The 24,212-nt window shown below is 72.0% G+C and carries 19 protein-coding genes; 13 read left to right on the forward strand and 6 right to left on the reverse strand.

Translation table 11 applies throughout. From position 1 onward, the window contains the following. Nucleotide 1: 1 nt before the first annotated feature. From DEJ49_RS27860 to DEJ49_RS27900, 9 genes are all read left to right on the forward strand, one after another. Nucleotides 2-775: a DUF3710 domain-containing protein gene (locus DEJ49_RS27860; RefSeq protein ID WP_150186649.1), complete on the forward strand. Its 774-nt coding sequence runs from the start codon at nt 2-4 to the stop codon at nt 773-775. A 140-nt stretch (nt 776-915) separates the two neighbouring features. Next, nucleotides 916-4,164, forward strand: a complete 3,249-nt coding sequence (locus DEJ49_RS27865; protein ID WP_223833017.1) for an ABC transporter permease — start codon at nt 916-918, stop codon at nt 4,162-4,164. A 140-nt stretch (nt 4,165-4,304) separates the two neighbouring features. Next, on the forward strand, nt 4,305-7,094 hold the full coding sequence (locus DEJ49_RS36050) for a hypothetical protein (RefSeq protein ID WP_190329463.1): 2,790 nt from the start codon (nt 4,305-4,307) through the stop codon (nt 7,092-7,094). Further along, nucleotides 7,084-8,004 carry an ABC transporter ATP-binding protein gene (locus DEJ49_RS27875; RefSeq protein ID WP_150186650.1) on the forward strand — a complete coding sequence of 307 codons (921 nt, stop codon included), beginning with the start codon at nt 7,084-7,086 and terminating at the stop codon, nt 8,002-8,004. Before DEJ49_RS36050 ends, DEJ49_RS27875 begins: the two co-directional genes overlap by 11 nt. 33 nt (nt 8,005-8,037) lie before the next feature. Then, nucleotides 8,038-8,706, forward strand: coding sequence for an ABC transporter ATP-binding protein (locus tag DEJ49_RS27880; RefSeq protein ID WP_150186651.1), 669 nt, complete (start codon nt 8,038-8,040; stop codon nt 8,704-8,706). 171 nt (nt 8,707-8,877) lie between these two features. Next, complete coding sequence (locus DEJ49_RS27885) at nt 8,878-11,424, forward strand: sensor histidine kinase (RefSeq protein WP_150186652.1); 2,547 nt, start codon at nt 8,878-8,880, stop codon at nt 11,422-11,424. Nucleotides 11,425-11,485: 61 nt separating this feature from the next. Beyond that, nucleotides 11,486-12,169 carry a response regulator gene (locus DEJ49_RS27890; RefSeq protein ID WP_150186653.1) on the forward strand — a complete coding sequence of 228 codons (684 nt, stop codon included), beginning with the start codon at nt 11,486-11,488 and terminating at the stop codon, nt 12,167-12,169. A gap of 122 nt (nt 12,170-12,291) precedes the next feature. Next, entirely contained in the window at nt 12,292-12,690 is a 399-nt protein-coding gene (locus DEJ49_RS27895) for an OB-fold nucleic acid binding domain-containing protein (protein ID WP_150186654.1), read from the forward strand. Between the two features lie 3 nt (nt 12,691-12,693). After that, nucleotides 12,694-13,437 carry a DUF3159 domain-containing protein gene (locus DEJ49_RS27900; RefSeq protein WP_150186655.1) on the forward strand — a complete coding sequence of 248 codons (744 nt, stop codon included), beginning with the start codon at nt 12,694-12,696 and terminating at the stop codon, nt 13,435-13,437. Between the two features lie 144 nt (nt 13,438-13,581). Here the strand turns inward: DEJ49_RS27900 and DEJ49_RS27905 are convergent, their stop codons facing one another. The 4 genes from DEJ49_RS27905 to DEJ49_RS27920 form a co-directional block, all read right to left on the reverse strand. Further along, nucleotides 13,582-14,259 (reverse strand): potassium channel family protein, encoded by a 678-nt coding sequence (locus tag DEJ49_RS27905; protein WP_150186656.1) that lies wholly within the window; start codon nt 14,257-14,259, stop codon nt 13,582-13,584. Further along, nucleotides 14,259-14,927 carry a potassium channel family protein gene (locus DEJ49_RS27910; protein ID WP_150173158.1) on the reverse strand — a complete coding sequence of 223 codons (669 nt, stop codon included), beginning with the start codon at nt 14,925-14,927 and terminating at the stop codon, nt 14,259-14,261. The genes DEJ49_RS27905 and DEJ49_RS27910 overlap by 1 nt, the downstream gene beginning before the upstream one ends. A gap of 166 nt (nt 14,928-15,093) precedes the next feature. Continuing rightward, nucleotides 15,094-15,333 (reverse strand): hypothetical protein, encoded by a 240-nt coding sequence (locus DEJ49_RS27915; RefSeq protein WP_150186657.1) that lies wholly within the window; start codon nt 15,331-15,333, stop codon nt 15,094-15,096. Then, nucleotides 15,333-15,683 (reverse strand): ArsR/SmtB family transcription factor, encoded by a 351-nt coding sequence (locus DEJ49_RS27920; protein WP_150186658.1) that lies wholly within the window; start codon nt 15,681-15,683, stop codon nt 15,333-15,335. The genes DEJ49_RS27915 and DEJ49_RS27920 overlap by 1 nt, the downstream gene beginning before the upstream one ends. Before the next feature lie 194 nt (nt 15,684-15,877). On the opposite strand from DEJ49_RS27920, the gene DEJ49_RS27925 reads away from it, so the two are divergent. From DEJ49_RS27925 to DEJ49_RS27935, 3 genes are all read left to right on the forward strand, one after another. Next, entirely contained in the window at nt 15,878-18,193 is a 2,316-nt protein-coding gene (locus DEJ49_RS27925; RefSeq protein WP_150186659.1) for an MMPL family transporter, read from the forward strand. Between the two features lie 60 nt (nt 18,194-18,253). Continuing rightward, nucleotides 18,254-20,338: an APC family permease gene (locus DEJ49_RS27930; protein WP_150186660.1), complete on the forward strand. Its 2,085-nt coding sequence runs from the start codon at nt 18,254-18,256 to the stop codon at nt 20,336-20,338. Nucleotides 20,339-20,450: 112 nt separating this feature from the next. Further along, nucleotides 20,451-21,794 (forward strand): class I SAM-dependent RNA methyltransferase, encoded by a 1,344-nt coding sequence (locus DEJ49_RS27935; RefSeq protein WP_150186661.1) that lies wholly within the window; start codon nt 20,451-20,453, stop codon nt 21,792-21,794. A gap of 15 nt (nt 21,795-21,809) precedes the next feature. On the opposite strand, the gene DEJ49_RS27940 is transcribed toward DEJ49_RS27935, so the two are convergent. After that, on the reverse strand, nt 21,810-22,721 hold the full coding sequence (locus DEJ49_RS27940) for an RNA polymerase sigma-70 factor (protein WP_150186662.1): 912 nt from the start codon (nt 22,719-22,721) through the stop codon (nt 21,810-21,812). A gap of 198 nt (nt 22,722-22,919) precedes the next feature. Here DEJ49_RS27940 and DEJ49_RS27945 point away from each other — a divergent pair, with 198 nt between their 5' ends. Then, nucleotides 22,920-23,405, forward strand: coding sequence for a carboxymuconolactone decarboxylase family protein (locus tag DEJ49_RS27945; protein WP_150186663.1), 486 nt, complete (start codon nt 22,920-22,922; stop codon nt 23,403-23,405). Nucleotides 23,406-23,565: 160 nt separating this feature from the next. Here DEJ49_RS27945 and DEJ49_RS27955 read toward each other — a convergent pair whose 3' ends face one another. Next, nucleotides 23,566-24,210 (reverse strand): DNA alkylation repair protein, encoded by a 645-nt coding sequence (locus tag DEJ49_RS27955; RefSeq protein WP_150188510.1) that lies wholly within the window; start codon nt 24,208-24,210, stop codon nt 23,566-23,568. Between the last annotated feature and the right edge of the window lie 2 nt (nt 24,211-24,212).

Raw genomic sequence — 24,212 nt, forward strand, 5'->3', positions numbered from 1 at the left:
CGTGTTCGGACGTCGCAAGAAGGACAGTGCCGCCGAGGACGCGGCGGGCGCGGACGAGCAGGTCGTCGACGACGTGCACGGTGACGAGCCCGCGGACTCCGCCGACGGCGCGCGCTCGCGCGTGAGGCTCGAGCCCGAGCCCCGTCCCGACGGTCCCTGGGACCTCTCGGAGGTCCGTGAGCCCGGCGAGGGCCGGGTGGACCTCGGCGGGCTCTTCGTGCCGGGCGTCGAGGGCATGGAGCTGCGTGTCGAGGTCGCGGGCGACGCGATCGTCGCGGCGACCGTCGTGCTCCAGGACAGCGCCATCCAGCTGCAGGGCTTCGCCGCCCCCAAGAAGGAGGGCATCTGGGGCGAGGTCCGCGAGGAGATCGCCTCGGGCATCACCCAGCAGGGCGGTGTCATCGACGAGGTCGAGGGCCCTCTCGGCTGGGAGCTGCGCGCGCAGGTGCCGGTGCAGCTGCCCGACGGCACGGGCGGCGTGCAGGTCGTGCGCTTCATCGGCGTCGACGGCCCGCGCTGGTTCCTGCGCGGTGTGATCTCCGGCCAGGGCGCGGTGCAGCCGCAGGCCGCCGGGCTCCTCGAGCAGATCTTCCGGGACACGGTCGTCGTCCGCGGCGAAGGACCGATGGCGCCGCGCGACCCGATCGTCCTGAAGCTGCCGGACGACGCGCAGATGGTCGCCGAGGGCGTCCAGCAGGAGCAGCAGGAGGGCTCGCGCTTCTCGGGCGGCATGGGGCAGCTGCAGCGCGGCCCCGAGATCACCGAGGTGCGCTGATCACCCACGTGATCTCAGGAGGGTGCTGACCCTCCCTCACATGCGCGGTGGCCCGCGATGGTTCCGGTTCGTCCGGACCGTTGCGGGCCACTTTTGTGTCCGCCCATACTGTGCCGGTCACTCGGGGGGAGACCGGTGCGGTGAGGCGACGGCGGTTGCCCGCGGCGGTGCGGGGGAGCAGGCGGCACGGCCTGGTGTTTGGCGCGGCCGGGCTCGCCGTGCTGCTCGCCGCGACGGTGCTGGCCGCGCTGGCGGCACTCTCCGAGAAGGCCGTCGAGGGCGGAGTCCAGCGCAGGCTCGCCGCGGACCGTGAAGCCGTGGTCGAGGTGGCGGGCCCCCACCGGGCGCGTGGCGCGGGGAAGTTGAACGCGGACGTACGTGCCGCGCTCGACCGAACCTACGGCGACGTGCCCCACCACACCTGGTCCGCGCTGCGCGCACCCGCGGCCCGCAACGACGAACTCGCCGTCACCACGGCCGCCGGCCGCCCGCGCGAGGACGCCACGCTCTCCGTGGTCGCCGTTCAGGGCACGGAACGGCACGCCTCGCCGGTCACCGGACGGTGGCCGCGCACCGGCGGGGGACCGGTCGAGGTCGCGCTGACCGAGAGCGCCGCCGCGGAGCTCGCCGTGCGGCCGGGCGACGGGATCACCGTGCGGGGCGCGGACGAACGTCCTGTGCCGATGCGTGTCGTCGGGGTGTACGCCGCCGAGGGCCGCGCGCCGGCCGTGTGGGCCTCCTTGAGCAGTACGTTCGGGACGCCCGACACGATCGCGGTCGTGCCCCGCGAGGCCTTCGCCCGCACCGAGGGCCTCGCGCGGGACGCCAGGGCGCTGTGGCTCGGGGTGCCCCGCGCGGACGGGCTGCGACTCGGCGACATCGAGCCGCTCCGGGAGCGGGCCGAACGCTTCGCGGGCAGCGACGCGGTCGGCGGCGGCGACCTGACGCTGTCCGCCGGGCTGCGCCGCGCCCTCGACCGGCTCTCCACTCCGATCGCCGTGGCCCGCGCCGGGCTCTACGTCCCCGCGACGCTCCTCGCCGCGCTCGCCGTGGCCGCCCTCGTGCTCACCGCACGACAGCTCGCCGAACACCGACGCCCCGAGTTGGCGTTGCTGGCCGCCCGCGGAGCGGGTACGCGCCGGCTCGTCCTGTCGACCGCCGGACAGTGGGCCTGCGTCGCCGTCCCGGCCGGACTCGCCGCGCCGTTCCTCGCGGGGCCGCTGCTCCACGTACTCGAAGAGGCCGGGCTCATCGAGGGAGACATGCCCGCGACGGCGGTGACCGGGCCGGGGTGGGCGGCGGCCGTGGCGGCGCTCGTCGTGCACGGTCTCGGAGTGCTCGTGCCGACCGCGCGGGTCGTGCGGGACCGGCGGGCCGTGGCGAGGCTGCGGCTGCGCGTCGCGCGGTTCGCGGGGGCGCAGCGGTTCGGGGCGGATCTGGCGCTCGCCGCGGTCGCCGTGCTCGGCTGGCTGCAACTGCGGCAGTACCGGTCGCCGGTGACCGGCGGCAACGGTGTCGACCCGGTCCTCGTGCTCGCGCCCGTCGCGATGACCGTGGCGGCCGCGCTGCTCGTCCTGCGCTTCCTGCCGCTCCTTGCCCGCGTCGTCGACCCGCTCGCGCGGCGCGGGCGCGGCCTCGTCCTGCCGCTCGGCGGCTGGCAGATCGGCCGCCGCGCGGCCCGGCACGCGGGACCCGCTCTCGTGGTCACGCTCGCCCTCGCCGTCGCCGCCCTGAGCAGCACGGCACTCGCCGTCCTGGACCGCGGCGACCGCGACCAGGCCGCCTTCCAGGTGGGGGCCGACCTGCGCGTGGAGCCGGGAGACGGGGTGCCGCCGGGCGAGCGGCGCGCCGCGTACGAGGCGCTGCCGGGTGCCGCGTCCGTCACTCCGGTGGTCACCACGGAGGGGTACGTCGAGCAGGACGCCGTGGCCGTCACCGGCATCAACACCGGGCGCGGACCGGTCCCTTCGCTGCGCGGCGACCTCGTGGAGCGGCCCGTGCGGGAGCTTGTGGCGCCGCTCGGCCGAGGCATTCCGGAGCACGGCCTGCCGGTGGGGCGGGCGGCCACGGACCGGGGGCCGCTGACGGAGCTGCCGCTCCGCGTACACCTTTCGGCGGACGGGGGCGGCACTGTGGTGCCCGTGCGTCTCACCGTCTTCTTCGAAGACGGCGACGGGTTGACCCGCTCGAGCTCCGTGACGATCAAGGAGGGCGGTGCCCGGACGCTCCTGCTGAAGGTGGGGGTCCGTGGTGCGGGCGTACGCATCCTCCAGATCGACCTGAGCATGGTCGGGGAGCGCGTACGGCGCACGTACCGGCTGACGGTCGACCGGGTGCCGGGTCTCACGCGCCCCGCGCGCTGGCGCGACCTGCGCACGGATCCGCCCGACCGGCGCGCGGCCGGCTGCCCCGGCGCCGCGCGCGAGGAGCCGGGACGTGGCCGGAAGCCACCCTCATCCGGGGCGGCGCCGGGACCCGTCCTCTGCTCCGACCGGCCCGGCGCCGGCAAGCTCATCGACGCGGTGCTGCGGGGGCCGGACGGAGACCTCAAGTACCCCACCTGGAGCGTGCGGCTCGGCACCGACCGCTCCAAGGGGCGCCCGGCCGCGCCCGCCCTCGCCGACGACGCGCTCCTGGCCTCCGGCACGGTGCGGGTCGGCGACACCGTGACCGTGCGGGGGAGCACGGGCGGGAGCGCGCGGGTCAAGATCGTCGGGCGGGTCGCGGCGGTGCCGGGGCTGCCGCGCGACCGGCCGCGCCTGCTCGCCGACTCCCGTGCCATGGCCGCGCAGTGGGCCCTGGGCGGGGCGTTGCCGGGGGCGGAGAGCGCGTGGTGGGTGGGGGTCCGGGGCCGGGACGCGGGGGCTGCGCTCGCGGCGGTGCGGGACGATCCGCGCCTCGGGCACGCGGTGGACGTCCCGTTCGTTCAGGAGGAACTGGCCGCCGATCCCCTGCGGCGCGGGGCGCGCGGGGCGCTCGTCCTGTGCCTGGTGCTCGCGCCCGCGTTCGCCGTCATCGCGTTCACCCTGCACACGGTGGTCTCCGCGCGCTCCAGGGAACGGGAGTTCGGGCTGCTGCGAGCGCTCGGGGTGCGCCGGGGACAGCTCGCCGTATACCTCTGGACCGAGCAACTGGCCCTGGCCGCCGTGGCGACGCTGCTCGGCACGGCGCTGGGCACCGCGCTGGCCCTGCTGATCGTGCCGGTGGTGACGGTCGACGCGGAGGGGGACCCGGTCTTCCCGGACCTCCTGGCGTCGGTGCCGTGGGTGCGGGTGACGGTGACGGCGGGACTGACCGCGGCGGTGATCTGCGGGGTCGTGACGGTGGCGGCGCGGGTCCTCGGACGGGTGGACCTGGCGCGGGTGCTGCGGGCGGGGGAGGGGGCGTGAGGGGGCGTGGGCGCGAGCGCGCGTGGTGTTCCCGGGGCGCTTCTGGGCGTGTGCGGCGCGGGCGGCGGAGCTATTTGCTGTGTCGGGGTGTGGCTGGGTGAGCGGGGCGGTGGGGTGTGGTTCGGGGGTGGTGGGTGGTTGTGAGGGGTGAGTGGGGGCGGTGGGCGGTGCTCGTGGTGGGGCTCGGGGTGTTGGTCGGGGTGCTCGTCGCCGTGGCCGCCGGGGGGCCCGGGCTGGTCGAGCGGCTGGGTGGGGAGGCGCTGGCGGGGCGGTTCGAGCAGGTGCAGCGTGCCGCGCCCGGCGTCGTGCACAGTGCGCGGTTCGATCCGGAGGACCCTCCTCCCGGTGACGAGAGCGACCTCGGCGCCGATCTCGCGCGGTACGGCACCGTCATCGAGAACGCCGCGCCCGCCGCCCTGCGCGGCAGCCTCGTCCTCGACTCCACCCGGATCGCGCTGCCCACCGTGGACGCGGACGTGGCGGGCGGCGCCTCGCTGTCCCTGGTGTACGCATCCGACGCCCCCGGTCGGGCCGCGTACGTCGCCGGGCGGGCACCCCGCGCGCGTGGGCAGGTGGTGGAGCTCGCCGTGTCCGAGCGGACGCGTGACGCGCTCCGGCTGCGCGTAGGGCAGCGGATCGATCTGCGCGGCGGCGCTCTCACGAACGTGCAGGCCGTGGGACGGGTCGTAGGGGTCTACCGCGCGGAGGGCGGCGGCCACGGGCCGCAAGGTGACGGGGAGCAAGGTGACGGGGAGCAAGGCGACGGGGAGCGCGCGCACCAGCGTCTCTGGAGCGAGAAGCCCCTGTTGTCCCGCCCCCTGCCCGGCCCCGCCGGTACCGCCCCGGACGCCGGCGCGCTCATCGCGCCCCGCGCCGCCGAGGTCCTGCAGAACCAGGCGGACGCCGAGCTCACCGTCGAGTGGAACATGCGCCTCGACCTGCGGGGCGAGACGGCCGCCCGCTTCGTGGGGGACAGCGGGGCGCGGGACTTTCAGCGGCTCATGGCCCGCTACCCGATCGCCGCGAAGCAGGCCTTCTGCAACGTCGAGACGTACGGCGGCAAGTGGTGCGTCCTCGGCACCCACCCCGCCTCCGAACTGGAGAGCGACACCGAACTGACTAGCGCCTTCGAGGAGTTCCGTACCCGCTGGCGTCAGGCGAACGTCGTGATGTCGTTCGCACCGGCGTCCCTGCTCGGCGTGGGCCTCGCCGCCGTCGTGGTGACCTCGCTGCTCGTCGTGCGCCGACGGCTCGACGGTGACCGGCTGCGGCGGGCCCGCGGGGCGTCGGCCACCGCGCTCGCCCTGCGGCGCGCGGCGGAGAGCGCGCCCGCCGCGGTGCTCGGGGCAGGCATCGGCTGCGCGGTCGCCGCCGCGGTGCCGGGGAGTTCACCCGCGTACGGCCAAGGGCTGACCGTCGCCCTCGTCTGCTGGCTGCTGCTGCCCGCCCTGACGTGGTTCGCCGTGCGGGACCGCGCCGTGCTGCGGGAGCGGGCGCCGCGCGGCGGCGGGCGCAGACTGGTCGTGGAGGCGCTGGTGGTGCTCCTCGCCGCGGGCGGTGTCCTCGCGCTGCGGGCGCGGGGCACGGAGGGCGCGGCGGGTCCTGACCCGCTGCTCGCCGCGGTGCCCGTGCTGCTGGGGCTCGCGACCGTCGCCGTCCTCGTGCGGTGTTATCCCTTGCCCGTACGCGCGGTGGCGCGGTGGTCGGCGCGGGGGCGGGGTGCCGTGGCGCTCGTCGCGCTCTCCCGTGCCGCCAGGGAGGCTCCCGCGCGCGGTCTCGCGCTGCTCGTCCTGGTGGTGACGCTCGCGGGTGCCGTCTTCGGAGGGCTCGTCCTGGGGACGCTCGTGGAGGGGCGGCACACCGCGGCGGCCTGGCGGGTGGGCGCGGACGCCTCCTTCCTGGGCGCCGAGCGCGACCCGGGCACGGCGGAGCGGCTGGCACGCGCGCGTGGAGTGCGGAAAACGGTGACCGTGCGGCAGGTGCGCGTCGATCCGGTGAGCGAGAGGGACGGGGGACGGTACGGGGTCTCCAGTCTGGTCGGGGTGGACGGCGCGAAGCTCCGCGCGGCGGCGCCGGGTTCGTCCGCCGCCCGCGCGCTGCACGACGCCGGACTCACCCGGGGCGGCCGCGGACGCGACATCCGCGTACTCGCCTCCGAGGGGCGCACCGGCGACCTGCTGACCTTCACGCGGCTCGGCAAGGAGACGCGGCTGCGGATCGTCGGGACGCTGCCGGACGGCGTGGCGCGCGACGCCGCGCTCGGACCCTTGCGCGACGCCACCACGTCCCGGCAACACCTCCTCGTCGCCGACAACAGGGACCTGCGCGCTTTCAAGGCCGCCGAGTTCGAGGGGTCCGCGCTCCTGCTGTACGGCGCCCGTATGGACACCGAGGCGCTGCGTTCCCTCGTACCGCGAGCCGCACCCGGAGCGGCCGGCGGGGAGCTCCGCATCCGCGCCGAGGAGCAGGCGGACGCCGACGACGACCGGCTGATCGCCGCCGTGGCGGCGGCACACACCGCCTGCACCGCGCTCGCCGTGCTGCTCGCCCTCGTCGCCCTCGTCCTCGAACTGCTCCTCTCCGCACCCGCGCGCGGGCGCACCACGGCCTACCTGCGCACGCTCGGCCTCGGCGGGCGCGCCGCGTCCGCCCTGCACCTGCTGCAGCTCCTGCCTCTCGTGCTCGCCGCGGTCGTGGGGGGCGTCGCGCTCGGGCTCGCGCTGCCCTCGCTGCTCGGACCCGCCCTGGAACTGCGGGAGTTCACCGGTGGGCCCGCGGCGCCCGCCCGGCACGTCGACGCGCTGTTCACCGCGGCCCTGGCCGCGGGACTCTGTCTCCTGGCCGCCGCGGCGGTGGGCGTGGAGACCTGGCTCGGGCGGCGCCGGGGGCTCGGCGCGGTCCTGCGACTGGGGAGAGCGGATGACCACTGACCTGGCCGAACTGGAGGCGCGGGCCCGCGCCGCGGGGCGTCCCGCGGCCGACGAGGGGCTGGTCGTCTGCGACAACCTCGTCCGCGTCTACCGCACCGAGGCGGTCGAGGTGCAGGCACTCCAAGGCCTCGACCTGGTCGTCTCGGAGGGCGAGTGCGTGGCCCTGGTCGGCGCGTCGGGGTCCGGCAAGTCCACGCTCCTGTCGATCCTCTCGGGGCTCGACCTGCCCACCGCGGGCCGCGCGAGGGTCGCGGGGCACGACCTGCTCACCATGGGGCGCCGCGAGCGGCTCGGCTACCGCAGGAGCACGGTCGGCTTCGTCTGGCAGCAGACCGGCCGCAACCTGCTGCCGTATCTGACCGCCCTGGAGAACGTGGCGCTGCCGATGAAGTACACGCGCGTGCCCCGTCGTACGCGGCAGGAGCGGGCCGCCGAACTGCTCGGCGTGCTCGGTGTGGCGCACTGCCGCGGCCGGCGGCCCGACGAGCTCTCCGGCGGCGAGCAGCAGCGCGTGGCCGTCGCCGTCGCCACCGCCAACTCCCCGCGCGTCCTGCTCGCCGACGAGCCCACGGGGGAGCTGGACACGGCGAGCGGCGAGGACGTCTTCGCGGCGTTGCGCCGCGCCAACGAGGAACTCGGCGCGACGGTCCTGGTCGTCACGCACGACCCGCTCGTCTCGGAGCAGGTGCGGCGCACGGTACGCATCCGGGACGGACGCACCTCCACGGAGACGCTGCGCGAGCGGGGCGGCGACGGCGAGGAGTTCACGGTTCTGGACAGGGCGGGACGGCTGCAGCTGCCGGGGGAGTACGTCGAGAGGTACGGGCTGCGAGGGCGCGTACGACTGACGGCGGAGCCGGGGCACGTGGGGGTGTGGCCGGACAGGGAGAGCGGCCCGCCCAGGACCTAGGCAGGCCGGGCGCCGGGTGGTGATACTGGCGCCATGGTCGTCGTCGAGGATCTCCACCGGACGTACGGCTCCGGCGCTGCCGCCGTCCGCGCCCTGCGCGGTGTCTCCTTCACCGTCCCGCGCGGCGAGCTCGTCGCCCTGAAGGGCCGCTCCGGATCGGGCAAGACGACGCTGCTCAACCTCGTCGGCGGACTCGACGCCCCGGACCACGGGAAGATCGCCGTGGACGGCGTGGAACTCGCGGGCCTCGGCGAACGCGGCCTCCTGGAGCTCCGCCGCGACCGGCTCGGCTTCATCTTCCAGTCCTTCGGGCTCATCCCCATCCTCACCGCCGCCGAGAACGTCGGCGTCCCGCTGCGGCTCCGCAAAACCGATCCACGCGCGCGTGAAGAACGCGTCGCCCTCCTCCTGGCCCTCGTCGGACTCGCGGACCACGCCGCGCAACGACCCGGCGAGCTCTCCGGCGGACAGCAGCAGCGCGTGGCCATCGCCCGCGCCCTCGCCAACAGGCCCGCCCTCCTGATCGCCGACGAACCCACCGGGCAGCTCGACGCGGAGACCGGGCTCGCCGTGATGGAGCTGCTGCGTGCCGTCGTCCGCAGTGAGGGCGTCACCGCGCTCGTCGCCACGCACGACGCGGCACTCCTCGACCTGGCCGATCGGGTCCTCGAACTGCGCGACGGCGAGATCGTCACGCCCTGAGCAGGCCCTCCACCGGTCCCGCCTCTCCCCGGCCCCGACCCATCAGGGTTCTGTCAAGGACCGCGCCCCCGTACCCCCTCGTCCGTATTGCCGGAATTGTTGGCCGTAAGGTCGACGCTGCGTACACAGCAGTTTCTGCGTACACAGCAGTTTCGGGAAGACAATGAGGCCATGGCACGCGGCAAGCTACGGATCTACCTCGGTGCGGCACCGGGCGTCGGCAAGACGTACGCGATGCTCTCCGAGGCCCACCGCCGAGTCGAGCGCGGCACCGACTGCGTGGTCGCCTTCGTGGAGCACCACGACCGGCCCCGCACCGAGGTGATGCTGCACGGACTCGAACAGGTGACCCGCAGGGACCTGGAGTACCGCGGCACCGCGTTCACCGAGATGGACGTCGACGCGGTCCTGGAGCGCGCCCCCGCGGTCGCCCTCGTCGACGAACTCGCCCACACCAACGTCCCCGGCTCCCGCAACGCCAAGCGCTGGCAGGACGTCGAGGAGCTCCTCGCCGCCGGCATCGACGTCGTCTCCACCGTCAACATCCAGCACCTGGAGTCGCTCGGCGACGTCGTCGAGTCGATCACCGGCGTGCGGCAGAAGGAGACCGTGCCGGACGAGGTGGTCCGCCGCGCCGACCAGATCGAACTGGTCGACATGTCGCCACAGGCACTGCGACGCCGCATGGCGCACGGCAACATCTACAAGTCCGACCGCATCGACGCGTCCCTCTCCAACTACTTCCGGCCCGGCAACCTCACGGCCCTGCGCGAGCTCGCGCTGCTCTGGGTCGCCGACCGCGTCGACGAGTACCTCCAGCAGTACCGCGGCGAGCACAACATCCGCTCCACCTGGCAGGCCCGCGAACGCATCGTCGTCGGCCTGACCGGCGGGCCCGAGGGCCGCACCCTGATCCGCCGCGCGTCCCGCATGGCCGCCAAGGGCTCCGGCAGCGAGATCCTCGCCGTCTACATCGCCCGCAGCGACGGCCTGACCGGCGCGTCCCCCAAGGAACTCGCCGTCCAGCGCACCCTCGTCGAAGACCTCGGCGGCACCTTCCACCACGTCATAGGCGACGACATACCCGCCGCCCTCCTCGACTTCGCACGCGGCGTCAACGCCACGCAGATCGTCCTCGGCTCCTCGCGCCGCAAGACCTGGCAGTACGTCTTCGGGCCCGGCGTCGGCGCCACCGTCGCCCGCGACTCGGGACCCGACCTGGACGTGCACATCGTCACGCACGGCGAGGTCGCCAAGGGGCGCGGCCTGCCTGTCGCCCGCGGCGCGCGCCTCGGCAGGTCCCGCGTCATCTGGGGCTGGCTCGTCGGCGTCGCCGGGCCCCTGCTCCTGACGGTGCTGCTCACCCACGTCGACGCGGACCTCGGCCTCGCCAACGACATGCTGCTGTTCCTGACCCTCACGGTCGCCGCCGCACTGGTCGGCGGACTGATCCCGGCGCTCGCGTCGGCGGCCGTCGGCTCGCTGCTCCTCAACTACTACTTCACGCCGCCGCTGCACCTGTGGACGGTCTCCAACAACAAGAACATCGTGGCCATCGCCGTGTTCGTGGGCGTCGCCGTGTCCGTGGCCTCCGTCGTGGACCTCGCGGCCCGCCGCACCCACCAGGCCGCCCGGCTGCGCGCCGAGGCCGAGATACTCTCCTTCCTCGCCGGCAGCGTGCTGCGCGGCGAGACCAGCCTCGAAGCTCTCCTCGAACGCGTCCGCGAGACCTTCGCGATGGAGTCCGTCGCCCTCCTGGAACGCGCCGGCGACACCGACCCGTGGACCTGCGCGGGCAGCGTCGGCGACGGGCGCCCGCTGGAACGCCCCGAGGACGCCGACGTGGACATGCCCGTCGGCGACCACATGGCGCTCGCCCTGTCGGGCCGGGTCCTGCCCGCCGCGGACCGCCGCGTCCTCGCCGCGTTCGCCGCCCAGGCCGCCGTCGTCCTGGACCGCCAGCGCCTGCAGTCCGAGGCCGACCAGGCCCGCACCCTCGCCGAGGGCAACCGCATCCGCACCGCCCTGCTCGCCGCCGTCAGCCACGACCTGCGCACCCCGCTCGCGGGCATCAAGGCCGCCGTGTCCTCCCTGCGCTCCGACGACGTCGAGTGGTCCGACGAGGACGAGGCGGAACTCCTCGAAGGCATCGAGGAGGGCGCCGACCGCCTGGAACACCTCGTCGGCAACCTCCTCGACATGTCCCGGCTGCAGACCGGCACCGTCACCCCGCTGATCCGCGAGGTCGACCTCGACGAGGTCGTCCCCATGGCGCTCGGCGGCGTCCCCGACGGCAGCGCGGAACTGGACATCCCGGAGACGCTGCCCATGGTCGCCGTCGACAAGGGCCTCCTGGAGCGGGCGGTCGCCAACATCGTCGAGAACGCCGTGAAGTACGCCCCCGACGACACGCCCGTCAAGGTCTCCGCGAGCGCCCTCGGCGAGCGCGTCGAGATCCGCGTCGTCGACCGGGGGCGCGGCGTGCCCGACAGCGCCAAAGACCGCATCTTCGCCCCCTTCCAGCGCTACGGTGACGCTCCCCGAGGTGCCGGCGTGGGCCTCGGCCTCGCCGTCGCCCGCGGCTTCGTCGAGGCCATGGGCGGCACGCTCGCCGCCGAGGACACCCCCGGCGGCGGCCTCACCATGGTCCTCACCCTGCGGGCGGCGGCCGGACGCCCGCCGGTACGCCCCGAGCTGTCGTCCCAGGTCACCTCATGACCCGGAACCAGGCGGCCACTCCACAGAACCAGCAGTCCAGCACTCCGAAAGGCAGGTACGCATGACCCGGGTGCTCGTGGTCGACGACGAGCCGCAGATCGTGCGCGCCCTCGTGATCAACCTGAAGGCGCGCAAGTACGACGTGGACTCGGCCCCCGACGGCGCCACCGCGCTGCAGGTCGCCGCGGCCCGCCACCCCGACGTGATCGTGCTCGACCTCGGTCTGCCCGACATGGACGGCGTGGAGGTCATCAAGGGCCTGCGCGGCTGGACGCGCGTCCCCATCCTGGTCCTCTCCGCCCGGCACAGCTCGGACGAGAAGGTCGAGGCGCTCGACGCGGGCGCCGACGACTACGTGACCAAGCCCTTCGGCATGGACGAACTCCTCGCCCGACTGCGCGCCGCAGTCCGCAGGGCGGAGCCCACCGGGACGGGCGACGACGACGCGATGGTCGACACGGGCGACTTCTCCGTCGACCTGGCCGCCAAGAAGGTCAACCGCGGCGGCCGCGACGTACGCCTCACCCCCACGGAGTGGCACCTCCTGGAGGTGCTCGTACGCAACACCGGCCGCCTGGTCAGCCAGAAGCAGCTCCTCCAGGAGGTCTGGGGGCCCTCCTACGGGACGGAGACCAACTACCTGCGCGTCTACATGGCGCAGCTGCGCCGCAAGCTGGAGACGGACCCCGCGCATCCGCAGCACTTCATCACGGAACCGGGAATGGGATACCGGTTCGAGAAGTGACCCTTCCGAAAGGTGACCGGATCGGTCGCTTCAGCACGCTCCTCAGCGGGTACTGAGCGGACATAAGCACAGATGAGCGCACCCCTTTCACCGGTGTCCCCGCCCCCCGGTACGCTTCTTGTATGAGTGCTGTTTCTGGTTCCGACAAGCCGGCGGGCCGTTTCCGGCGCATGCTCGACCGGCTCTCCTCCTCCCAGGAGGATCTGGAGTCGGAGGAGCTGCGGGAGGACGCCGAGACAGCGGGCTGCGTCCGCATCGGCGACTGCCGTGACCGCCAGATAGTCACCGTTACTGGTACCTTGCGCACGGTCACTCTGCGACCACGGGCCGGGGTTCCCGCCCTGGAGGCCGAGCTGTTCGACGGTTCGGCTGCGCTGGACGTGGTGTGGCTCGGCAGGCGCTCCATCGTGGGAATCGAACCGGGGCGCAAGCTGATCGCGTCCGGCCGGATCTCGGAGAGCCGGGGACGCCGGGTGCTCTTCAACCCGAAATACGAACTCAGACCCCTCGGACGGGAGTAGCCGGTGACGTCCCTCGACAAGCCGACGGAGCACGGGAACGCGCCGACGGACCACGGGAACGCGGGTCAGGACGCGGATTCCCGGGCCGTGACCGAGGCAGCGCTCTTCGAGGCCTTCGGCGGCGTGCGAGGCATGGTGGAGACCGTCCTCCCCGGCCTGCTCTTCGTGACGATCTACACGATCAACAAGGACCTGCACATGTCGGCCATCGCGGCCCTCGCGGTGTCCCTGGTGCTCGTGGTGGTCCGCCTGGTCATGAGGGACACCGTCAAGCACGCCTTCAGCGGTGTCTTCGGGGTCGCCTTCGGCGTGGTCTTCGCGATGATGACCGGCAACGCCAAGGACTTCTACCTGCCGGGCATGCTCTACACCCTGGGCCTCGCCCTGGCGTACATGATCACGACCATCGCGGGCGTCCCGCTGATCGGCCTCATCCTCGGCCCGGTCTTCAAGGAGAACCTCTCCTGGCGCACCCGCAACCCCGGCCGCAAGAAGGCGTACGCGAAGGCCAGTTGGGCCTGGGGCCTGATCCTGCTCGCCAAGTGCGCGATCCTCTTCCCGCTGTACTGGTGGGCGGACACGACACAGTTCGGCTGGGTCCTGATCGCCCTGAAGATCCCCCCCTTCCTCCTCGCCGTCTACCTGACCTGGGTCTTCCTGGCCAAGGCCCCGCCACCGATCGACGTCTTCGCGGAGATGGAAGCGGCGGAGAAGGCGGAAGAGGAGCGCAAGGCCGCGCGGCCTTAGCGGGTGGGTGCGCCCCGCCAGGGGCGCGGGGAACTGCGCGCCCAGCGCACGAAAAGCCGCAGTCGCGTCTGCCGGGATCTCGGCAGACGCGACTGCGGCTTTCTTCTGGTTGCTCGCGCAGTTCCCCGCGCCCCTTACGGGACCTCAGCCCACTGCATCCTCGCGGCGCACCGAGAGCAGATCCTCCAGCTGCTCCTCCCGCGCCTGCGCCGCGACGAACAGCAGCTCGTCACCCGCTTCGAGGGAGTCGTCCGCGGTCGGCGCGAGGACGCGCGTACCGCGGATGATCGTGACCAGCGACGTGTCCTCGGGCCACTGCACGTCGCCGACCTGCGTGCCCGCGAGGGCCGACTCGGGCGGCAGCGTCAGCTCGACGAGGTTCGCGTCGCCGTGGCTGAAGCGCAGCAGCCGTACGAGATCACCGACGCTCACCGCCTCCTCGACGAGCGCGGACATCAGGCGCGGCGTGGACACCGCGACGTCGACGCCCCAGGACTCGTTGAACAGCCACTCGTTCTTCGGGTTGTTCACCCGGGCGACGACCCGCGGGACGCCGTACTCCGTCTTGGCGAGCAGCGAGACGACGAGGTTGACCTTGTCGTCGCCGGTCGCGGCGATCACGACGTTGCAGCGCTGCAGCGCGGCCTCGTCGAGCGAGGTGATCTCACAGGCGTCGGCGAGCAGCCACTCGGCCTGCGGGACGCGCTCGACCGAGATGGCGGTCGGCGCCTTGTCGACGAGAAGGACCTCGTGGCCGTTCTCCAGGAGCTCACCGGCGATGGAACGTCCCACCGCGCCGGCTCCGGCAATGGCGACCCTCATCAGTGACCGCCCTCCTCGGGGCCTTCGGCGAACGCCGCTTCGACCTTGTCGACCTGGTCGGTGCGCATCATGACGTGCACCAGGTCGCCTTCCTGCAGGACCGTCTGCGAGGTCGGCAGGACCGCCTCGCCCAGCCGGGTGAGGAAGGCGACGCGTACGCCGGTCTCCTCCTGGAGCTGGCTGATCTTGTGTCCGATCCACGCGGGCGACGCGTGCACCTCGGCGAGCTGCACCCCGCCGGTGGGGTCGCGCCACAGCGGCTCGGCGCCGGACGGCAGCAGCCTGCGCAGCATCTGGTCGGCGGTCCAGCGGACCGTGGCGACCGTGGGGATGCCGAGGCGCTGGTAGACCTCGGCGCGACGCGGGTCGTAGATGCGGGCCGCGACGTTCTCGATGCCGAACATCTCGCGGGCCACGCGGGCGGCGATGATGTTCGAGTTGTCGCCGCTGGAGACGGCGGCGAAGGCGCCCGCCTCCTCGATGCCGGCCTCGCGCAGGGTGTCCTGGTCGAAGCCGACGCCGGTCACGCGGCGGCCGCCGAACCCGGCCCCGAGGCGGCGGAAGGCCGTGGGGTCCTGGTCGACGACGGCGACCGTGTGCCCCTGTTGTTCCAGGTTCTGGGCGAGAGCGGAGCCGACTCTCCCGCAGCCCATGATGACGATGTGCACCTGTCCTTTACCCCGCACTCCTGGTCATCCCGCTGACCTGCGAAAACATCCTGCTCACTCTTTTCTGTCACTGTGCCGGCAACCACGGGGCAACAGCGTGCGGCGTTGCCAGGAGACGAGCTTAAGCCGCAACGGGTCCCTCGCACTCACCCGCGTGCCGGAGAGGTCAGTCGACGCTCCGCAGCAGGCTCTCCACGTTCTGCAGGCGGTGGCCGAGTTCGACGAGCTGGAGGCGGGTCGACTCCTGCTCGGATCTGGCGCGCTCGACGGCCTCGCGGTACTCGTGCATGGCCTCGGCGTACTGCCGGTCGCGCTCGCGGTTGCGCTGCGTCTGGAAGTACGCGACGGCGACGATCGCGCCGGCGAGTATCAGGAAGAAGGCGACCGGAATGATCACGTCGTCCATTAAGACCCCTCTGAAGGTTGCTGACCGGTCTCGCCGGATTGCTGACCGGCCTCGCCCGGCGCACCGTGCCGGACGGCCGCGAGGATCGTATCCACGTTCAACCGCACGTCGAACGGCGCCAGTTCGAAGTACTTGAGCGCCTTGCCGTCGTCGGAGAGTTCCAGGCGGCCGACGACGAGACCGGCCTTCTCCAGGCGTTCGAGGTGCATGTAGAGCAGGGGGCGGGAGACGCCGAGCCGCCGCGCCAGTTCGCTGACGTACAGCTGTCCCGCGGCGAGCTCGGTGATGATCCGGATCCGCTGGGCGTGGCCGACGGCGGAGAGGAAGGCGAGCAGCTCTTCGCTGTCCATGCTCCGCCTTCGCGCTGGTCCCGAAACCTGTCAAACCTGTCAGCCAAGGCTTACGCATGACGGGATCCACTGTCAATTCCCGTGGAACCGCCTCATGGGCTCCTCCAGTCGTCCGTCACATGACAGTTGACGGCTCGTTCCTTCACCTGTCAGTGTCTTCTTACACATGAAGCAACGGGGAGTCGGGGGAAGTCATGAGAAAGCGATCGGTCACGGTGCGCGTGGCCCGGTGGAGCGCGCTGCATCCAGGGCGCGCGGTCATCGGCTGGCTGGTGTTCGTGGTGCTGTGCCTGGGGGGCGGCATCGCCGCGGGCATGAACAGCGCGACGGCGGAGGACTTCCGCGTCGGCGAGGCAGGCCGGGCCGAGGCCCTGGCGGCCGAGGGCGGCATCCCGCTGCGGTCCACGGAACACGTACTGATCCGTGACGCGTCGGGCTCGATCGGCAAGCCGGGCCCGCTGGACAGGGCGGCCGCCGACGCCGCCGTCGAGGACATCACGGCGCGGATGAAGTCCCTGCCCGAGGTCGCCGCGGTGAAGGCACCCGTGGCCTCCGCCGACGGACGCGTCCTGCGGGTCCCCGTCGAGCTGACCGGGACCGAGCAGGACGACCAGGAGAGGGTGCCGCCCCTCCAGGAGCAGACGGCCGAGGCCGCGAAGGCCCATCCGGGCCTCGTCATCGAGGAGACCGGCGACGCCTCCGTGAGCAAGGGCGTCGACGACCAGCGCGACGAGGACCTGAAGTTCTCCGAGGCGATCACGCTGCCCATCACGCTGATCACGCTGGCCGTGGTCTTCGGCTCGGTCGTCATGGTCGGCGTACCGCTGCTGCTCGCCGTCACCTCGATCATGGCGACGATGGGCCTGGCGATGGTGGCGTCGCACCTGCTGCCCGACACGGGTGTCGGGATGAGCATGATCCTGCTGATCGGCATGGCCGTCGGCGTCGACTACACGCTCTTCTACCTCAAGCGCGAACGGGAGGAGCGGGCCCGCGCGGGTGGCCGCCTCACCTCGGAGGCGCTGGTCGAGGCCGCCGCCGCGACGGCGGGCCGCGCGATCGTCGTCTCCGGGCTCGCGGTGATCGTCTCCACCACCGCCCTCTACCTGGCCCGCGACGTCATCTTCGACTCGCTCGCGACCGGCACCATCCTGGTCGTCGCCGTGGCGATGGTCAGCTCGGTGACCGTGCTGCCCGCGCTCCTGGTCAAGCTCGGCCGCCGGGCGGAGCGGCGCACGGCGAAGCGCGTCGCGCGGGGGAAGCCGGTCCGGACGTACGGCGAGAAGAAGCCGGGCCGCGCCTGGAACCTCCTGCTGGCCCCCGCCCGCAAGCGCCCCGCGCTCACGCTCGGCCTCTCGGTCCTCGTGCTGCTGGGGCTCGCGCTCCCCGCGCTGGACATGAACCTGAAGAACCCGGCGCGGGACAGCTTCTCCCGCGACATCCCGGCGATGCGGGGGTACGACAGGCTGCTCGAGGCCTTCCCGGAGCAGCGGGTGCGGCACGTGGTCGTGGTGCGGGCGGAGGCTTCGCGGGCCGGTGACGTACGGGAGGCGCTGGGGGCGCTGGAGCGCAGGGCGCAGTCGGACCCGCTCTTCGCGCGCGCCGGCGGCGGCGACGGGACCGAGAAGGGCTCCTCCGGCGGTCCGCTCCTCCGCTCCTCCGAGGACCGGAGGACCACGACACTGGAACTCAACGTTCCGCACCCCACGTACTCGAAGAAGGCTGAAGACTCACTCGACCACCTCCGCGCCACCCACCTGCCCGCCACCGTCGGCAAGCTGCCCGGTGTGGAGACGGCCGTCACCGGCGAGGTGCCGCGCGGCGTCGACTACGTAGGACACCAGAACGACAAGCTGCCGCTCGTCCTCGGCTTCCTGCTCCTGATGACCTTCGTGATGACCGTCTTCGCGTTCCGCTCGGTCGTGCTCGGGCTGCTCGGCGTCGTCCTCAACCTGCTCTCCGTCGGCTCCGCGCTCGGCGTGCTCGTCCTCGTCTTCCAGGGGGACTGGGCCGAGGAACTGCTCTCCTTCGTCTCGCTCGGCGGCATCTCGTCGCGCGTGCCGCTCTTCCTCTTCGTGATCCTCTTCGGGCTCTCGATGGACTACCAGGTCTTCGTCGTCAGCCGGATCCGCGAAGCGGCCCTGAACGGCGTGCCCACGCGGAAGGCGGTCATCGACGGCATCACGTCGTCCGCCAAGGTCGTCACCAGCGCGGCGATCGTCATGGTCACCGTCTTCGCGAGCTTCGTGATGCTGCACATCCTGGAGATGAAGCAGATGGGCCTCGTCCTCGCGGTGGCCGTCCTGCTCGACGCGTTCGTGATCCGCGTCATGATCCTGCCGGCCGCGCTGCTCCTGCTCGGACGCGCGGCGTGGTGGCCGTCGCGAGCGATACGCCGGGCGGAGGCGCGGGTGGCGGAGGCGCGGACGGCAGAGGAGCGGATGGCGGAGGCGCGTCCGGTACCGCTTCCCGCCCGTCCGGAGGGGCGCAGGATCGCACAAGGCAGATAAGCGGAGCAGTTGGGGGTGGTGGGTGGGCGCGCCCCCATTCGAACGCTTACGATCCTCTCCGTGTCCAAACTGACCGACGTGCCCAAACGCATCCTCATCGGGCGCGCACTGCGCAGTGACCGGCTCGGAGAAACGCTCCTGCCGAAGCGCATCGCACTCCCCGTCTTCGCGTCCGACCCGCTCTCGTCTGTGGCGTACGCGCCGGGAGAGGTCCTCCTGGTCCTCTCCATCGCGGGTGTGTCGGCCTACCACTTCAGCCCCTGGATCGCCGTAGCGGTCGTCGTGCTGATGTTCACCGTGGTGGCGTCCTACCGCCAGAACGTGCGCGAGTACCCGAGTGGTGGTGGCGACTACGAGGTCGCCAACACCAACCTCGGCCCGAGAGCCGGCCTCACCGTCGCGAGCGCCCTGCTCGTCGACTACGTCCTGACCGTGGCCGTGTCGATCTCCTCGGGCATCGAGAACCTCGGGTCCGCGGTGCCGTTCGTGGTCGAGCACAAGGTGCTCTGCGCGGTGGCGGTCATCGTCCTCCTCACCCTGATGAACCTGCGGGGCGTGAAGGAGTCGGGGAAGCTCTTCGCCATCCCGACGTACGTCTTCGTGGCCGGGGTCTTCATCATGATCGCGTGGGGTGCTTTCCGGAGCATCGTCCTCGGCGACACGATGAACTCGCCCACCGCCGACTACGAGATCAAGCCCGAGCACCAGGGCCTGGCGGGCTTCGCTCTCGTCTTCCTGCTCCTGCGGGCCTTCTCCTCGGGCTGTGCGGCCCTCACCGGCGTCGAGGCGATCAGCAACGGCGTCCCGGCCTTCCGCAAGCCGAAGTCGAAGAACGCCGCGACGACGCTCGCGCTCATGGGCGGCCTGGCCGTCACCATGTTCTGCGGCATCATCGGCCTCGCCATGGCGACCAACGTCCACATGGCCGAGAAGCCCGCGCACGACCTGATCCACAACGGCGTCCCCGTCGGCAGCGACTACGTCCAGAACCCGGTGATCTCCCAGGTCGCCGAGGCGGTCTTCGGCCACGGCAGCTTCCTCTTCATGATCCTGGCCGCCGCCACCGCGCTGGTCCTGTTCCTCGCGGCGAACACCGCGTACAACGGCTTCCCGCTGCTCGGCTCGATCCTCGCCCAGGACCGCTACCTGCCGCGCCAGCTGCACACCCGCGGCGACCGCCTCGCGTTCTCCAACGGCATCGTGCTGCTCGCGGGCGCGGCCGCACTGCTCGTAGTGATCTACGGCGCGGACTCGACCCGCCTGATCCAGCTCTACATCGTCGGCGTCTTCGTCTCCTTCACGCTCAGCCAGATCGGCATGGTCCGGCACTGGAACCGCCACCTGGCGAAGGAGAAGGACCAGACGAAGCGCCGCCACATGATCCGCTCGCGCGCGATCAACACGTTCGGCGCGTTCTTCACGGGCCTCGTCCTGGTGGTCGTCCTCGTCACCAAGTTCACGCACGGCGCGTGGGTCGCGCTGCTCGGCATGTGCATCTTCTACGTGACGATGACGGCGATCCGCCGCCACTACGACCGCGTGGCCGAGGAGATCGCCGCCCCGGAGACCCCCAACGACGACAGCGTGCGCCCCTCGCGGGTCCACTCGATCGTCCTGGTCTCCAAGATCCACCGGCCGACGCTGCGCGCGCTGGCGTACGCGAAGCTGATGCGCTCCAACACGTTGGAGGCCCTCAGCATCAATGTCGACCCGGCGGAGACGAAGGCACTCAAGGAGGAGTGGGAGCGCCGCGGCATCACGGTCCCCCTGAAGGTCCTCGACTCGCCGTACCGGGAGATCACCCGCCCGATCATCGAGTACGTCAAGAACCTGCGCAGGGAGAGCCCGCGCGACGTCGTCAGTGTGATCATCCCCGAGTACGTGGTGGGCCACTGGTACGAGCACCTGCTCCACAACCAGAGCGCCCTGCGCCTCAAGGGCCGCCTCCTCTTCACCCCGGGAGTCATGGTCACCTCCGTCCCCTACCAGCTGGACTCCTCGGAGGCCGCGAAGAAGCGGGCCCGCAGGCGTTCGGAGTGGAACGCGCCGGGTGCGGTGCGGCGGGGCCCGGTGGAGAAGCCGAGGCGCCCGAAGGAGCAGAACAAGAAGGACCAGAACAAGAAGGAGCCGAGCAAGAAGGCCTGAGGCTTTCAGCCCGTCTGACTCATGGTGAGCGGCCGGACGACACCCACGTAGACTGGTGGGCTGTAGTCCGGCCGTCGCCCTTTTCTCATTTACGTAGTGGAGTCACCCCGCCATGCAGGCAGATCCGAAGAATTCGCAGGCGGGGAACTCGCTGGTGGGCCAGGAGTACGAGGTCGAGATCGGCCCCGTCGCGCACGGCGGCCACTGCATCGCCCGTACGGACGAGGGCCAGGTCCTCTTCGTCCGCCACACGCTGCCGGGCGAGAAGGTCATCGCCCGCGTGACCGAGGGCGAGGAGGGCGCACGCTTCCTCCGCGCGGACGCGGTTTCCGTGCTGGAGCCCTCCAAGGACCGCGTGGAGGCCCCCTGCCCCTACGCGGGCCCCGGCCGCTGCGGCGGCTGCGACTGGCAGCACGCGAAGCCGGGCGCGCAGCGCCGCCTCAAGGGCGAGGTCATCGCCGAACAGCTCCAGCGCCTCGCCGGACTCACCCCCGAGGAGGCGGGCTGGGACGGCACGGTCATGCCGGCGGAGGGCGACAAGCTCCCGGCCGGCGAGGTCCCGTCGTGGCGCACGCGCGTGCAGTACGCGGTGGACGCGGACGGCAACGCGGGCCTGCGCCGCCACCGCTCCCACGAGGTCGAGCCGATCGAGCACTGCATGATCGCGGCAGAGGGCGTTTCGGAGTTGGGCATCGAACAACGGGACTGGTCGGGCATGGCGTCGATCGAGGCGATCGCGGCGTCGGGCTCCCAGGACCGCCAGGTGATCCTGGCCCCGAAGCCGGGCGCGCGCCTGCCGATCGTCGAGCTGGACAAGCCGGTGTCCGTCATGCGCGTGGGCGAGAAGGACGGCGGAACGCACCGCGTCCACGGCCGCCCCTTCGTTCGCGAACGCGCCGACGGCCGTACGTACCGGGTGGGCAGCGGCGGCTTCTGGCAGGTCCACCCGAAGGCGGCGGAGACCCTGATGCTGGCGGTCATGCAGGGCCTGACCCCGCGCAAGGGCGACACGGCCCTGGACCTCTACTGCGGCGTGGGCCTCTTCGCGGGAGCCCTCGCGGACCGCGTCGGCGAGAAGGGCGCGGTGCTCGGCATCGAGTCCGGCAAGCGCGCGGTGGAGGACGCCCGCCACAACCTCGCGGGCTTCGACCGCGTCCGCATCGAACAGGGCAAGGTCGAATCGGTCCTCCCGCGCACGGGCATCACGGAGGCCGACCTCATCGTCCTGGACCCGCCGAGGGCGGGCGCGGGCAAGCAGACGGTGAAGCAGTTGGCGGGGCTGGGTGCGCGACGCATCGCTTACGTGGCGTGCGATCCGGCCGCGCTGGCGCGGGACCTGGGGTACTTCCGGGAGGGTGGGTATCGGGTGCGGACGCTTCGGGCGTTTGATCTGTTTCCGATGACGCATCATGTGGAGTGTGTGGCGATTTTGGAGCCTGCCGCCAAGGGGGCCTGACCCTGGTGTGGGGGGTCAGCGGTTCACTGGGGTTTCGTGGGTGAGGCGTGACAGCTTTTCGGGGTTGCGTACGGCGTAGATTCCAGTGATGAGGCCGGCTTCGAGGCGGAGTGCCAGGACTGAGTCGATCTTGGGGTTGTTCTCGGAGTTGTTCTCGGGGTCGTCTTCGGCGGCGTCCGTGCGGAGGATCAGTGCTGGGTGGCCGTTGACCTGGGCCGGGTGGAAGGTCGCCGAGGTGAGTCGGCTCAGTACGTTGATCACCGGTTCGGCGCCCACGACCGGTTCCAGTGCGGCCCGTACGACTCCGCCGCCGTCCGTCAGCAGCACGACGTCCGGGGCGATCATGTCCAGCAGGCGTTGCAAGTCGCCGGTCTCGACCGCCTGTTGGAATGCCGCGAGCGCGTCGCGTGACTGGTCCGGTGAGACGACCTCGCGCGGTCGGCGCGCCGCCACGTGGGCCCGCGCGCGGTGCGCGATCTGCCGGACCGCGGACGGGGTCTTCTCGACGGCCTGCGCGATCTCGTCGTAAGCGAGATCGAAGACGTCACGCAGGACGAACACGGCCCGCTCGGTCGGCGCGAGCGTCTCCAGTACGAGCAGCATCGCCATGGAGACGCTGTCGGCCAGCTCGAAGTCCTCGGCGACATCGGGTGAGGTGAGCAGGGGCTCGGGCAGCCACGGGCCGACGTAGGACTCCTTGCGGCGGCGCACCGTGCGCAAGCGGGTCAGTGCCTGGCGCGTGGTGATGCGCACCAGGAAGGCGCGCGCGTCCCGGACCGTGTCCTGGTCGATGTCCGCCCAGCGCAGCCAGGTCTCCTGGAGGACGTCCTCGGCGTCCGAGGCGGAGGCGAGCATCTCGTAGGCGACGGTGAACAGCAGGTTGCGATGGGCGATGAACGCCTCGGTCGCGGGGTCGGGCTCGGTCACCGGTGGCTCCTGTCTGTCGCGTACCTGATCCCTTCACGCACAAGTCGCCGCCCGGCGGCCCCTTGTGACACGGCAGCCTGGTGGCCTGTGTCACATCGGCGTGGTGTCACAGGGGTCCGGCGGTCGGTGACTTATGGGCGTCAAGACGCTGCGCGGATCATCCGCGCGGCACACGATCCCACGAGCGAGGACGTTGTCATGGAACCCCGTATGAACCTGTTCGCGAACGAGACCGGCGCCAAGATCGGCAAGCGGATCTTCGCCGTCAGTCAGGTGATCCACGAGTCGTCACTGCCCAAGCCGACCCAGGAGCTCGTGCAACTGCGCGCCAGCCAGATCAACGGCTGCGGTTTCTGCGTCGACATCCACGGCAAGGACGCCGCGGCCGCCGGCGAGACCGCGACCCGGCTGAACCTCGTCGCCGCCTGGCGGCACTCCCAAGTGTTCACCGAGGCCGAGCGGGCCGCGCTGGCCCTCGCCGAGGAGGGCACCCGCATCGGTGACGGCCGCGAGGGCGTGTCCGACGAGACCTGGGACCGGGTCCGCAAGCACTACGACGAGGACCAGGTCGTCGCGCTGGTCGCCCTGATCGCAATGATCAACGCGACCAATCGGCTCGGTGTGATCCTCAATAACGTGGGCGGCGCCTATGAGTCAGGCAATCTCGCCACCATCGCCGGCTGATCACCATCGCCGGTCGCCGGTCGCCGGTCGCCGGTCGCCGGTCGCCGGTCGCCGGTCGCCGGTCGCCGGTTGCCGGTGATCACCGTCCGCGCCGTCCATCGGACCGTACGTCCCGTCGAGGGGCTGCGGCGCCTGCGGACCTGCGCCGAGTGAGTGTCCCCTACTTCGGCTGCCGGCGGCGGACCACCTCCGTGATCCAGACGGGCGCGAAGGGAGACGTGCAGCCCGGAGAGGTCGGATAGTCCCTCAACACCTCCAGGCGCTCGCCGATGGCCACCGCACGCGCGCGGTACTCGGCGTGCTCGATGCCGATCTGCGCCAGGCAGTGGTTCATCGCCCACTGGAGGCGTTCCGGCGCGTCCTTCATCTCCGCCTCGATGACGTCGAGCAGCCCGGGGAGGTCCAGGCCCTCGGGCTTCTTCGCCACGCGCTCCGTGGTCAGCGCCCAGCCGGCGCTCGCGACCACCGGGTCCGGATCGGCGGACCAGGCCCGGCGCAGTTCCTCGGAGTGCGGGCTCTTCTTCACCACGTAGTTCACGAGCCAGTCGTGCACCTTGGGTGTGCGTGCCTCGCGGATCATGGTGTCCAGCTGATCGCGCTCGAACGCCTTCGGGCGGCAGATCAGGAGAGCCAGCAGTCTCGCCGCCGTCTCCTCCGTCTCCCAGAGCCGGCAGGCGAGATCCTGCTGCGTCTTCAGCCGCTTCGCGAGCGCGCGCAGACTGCCGAGGTGCACACCGTGATCGTCACCGTGCTTCTCGTTCACCTTGCGCGTCTTCGGGTCGTCGAGCTCGGCCAGCTCGGCCATCA

The organism is Streptomyces venezuelae (assembly GCF_008642335.1).
In the GTDB taxonomy this organism is placed as follows: Bacteria; Actinomycetota; Actinomycetes; order Streptomycetales; family Streptomycetaceae; genus Streptomyces; species Streptomyces venezuelae_F.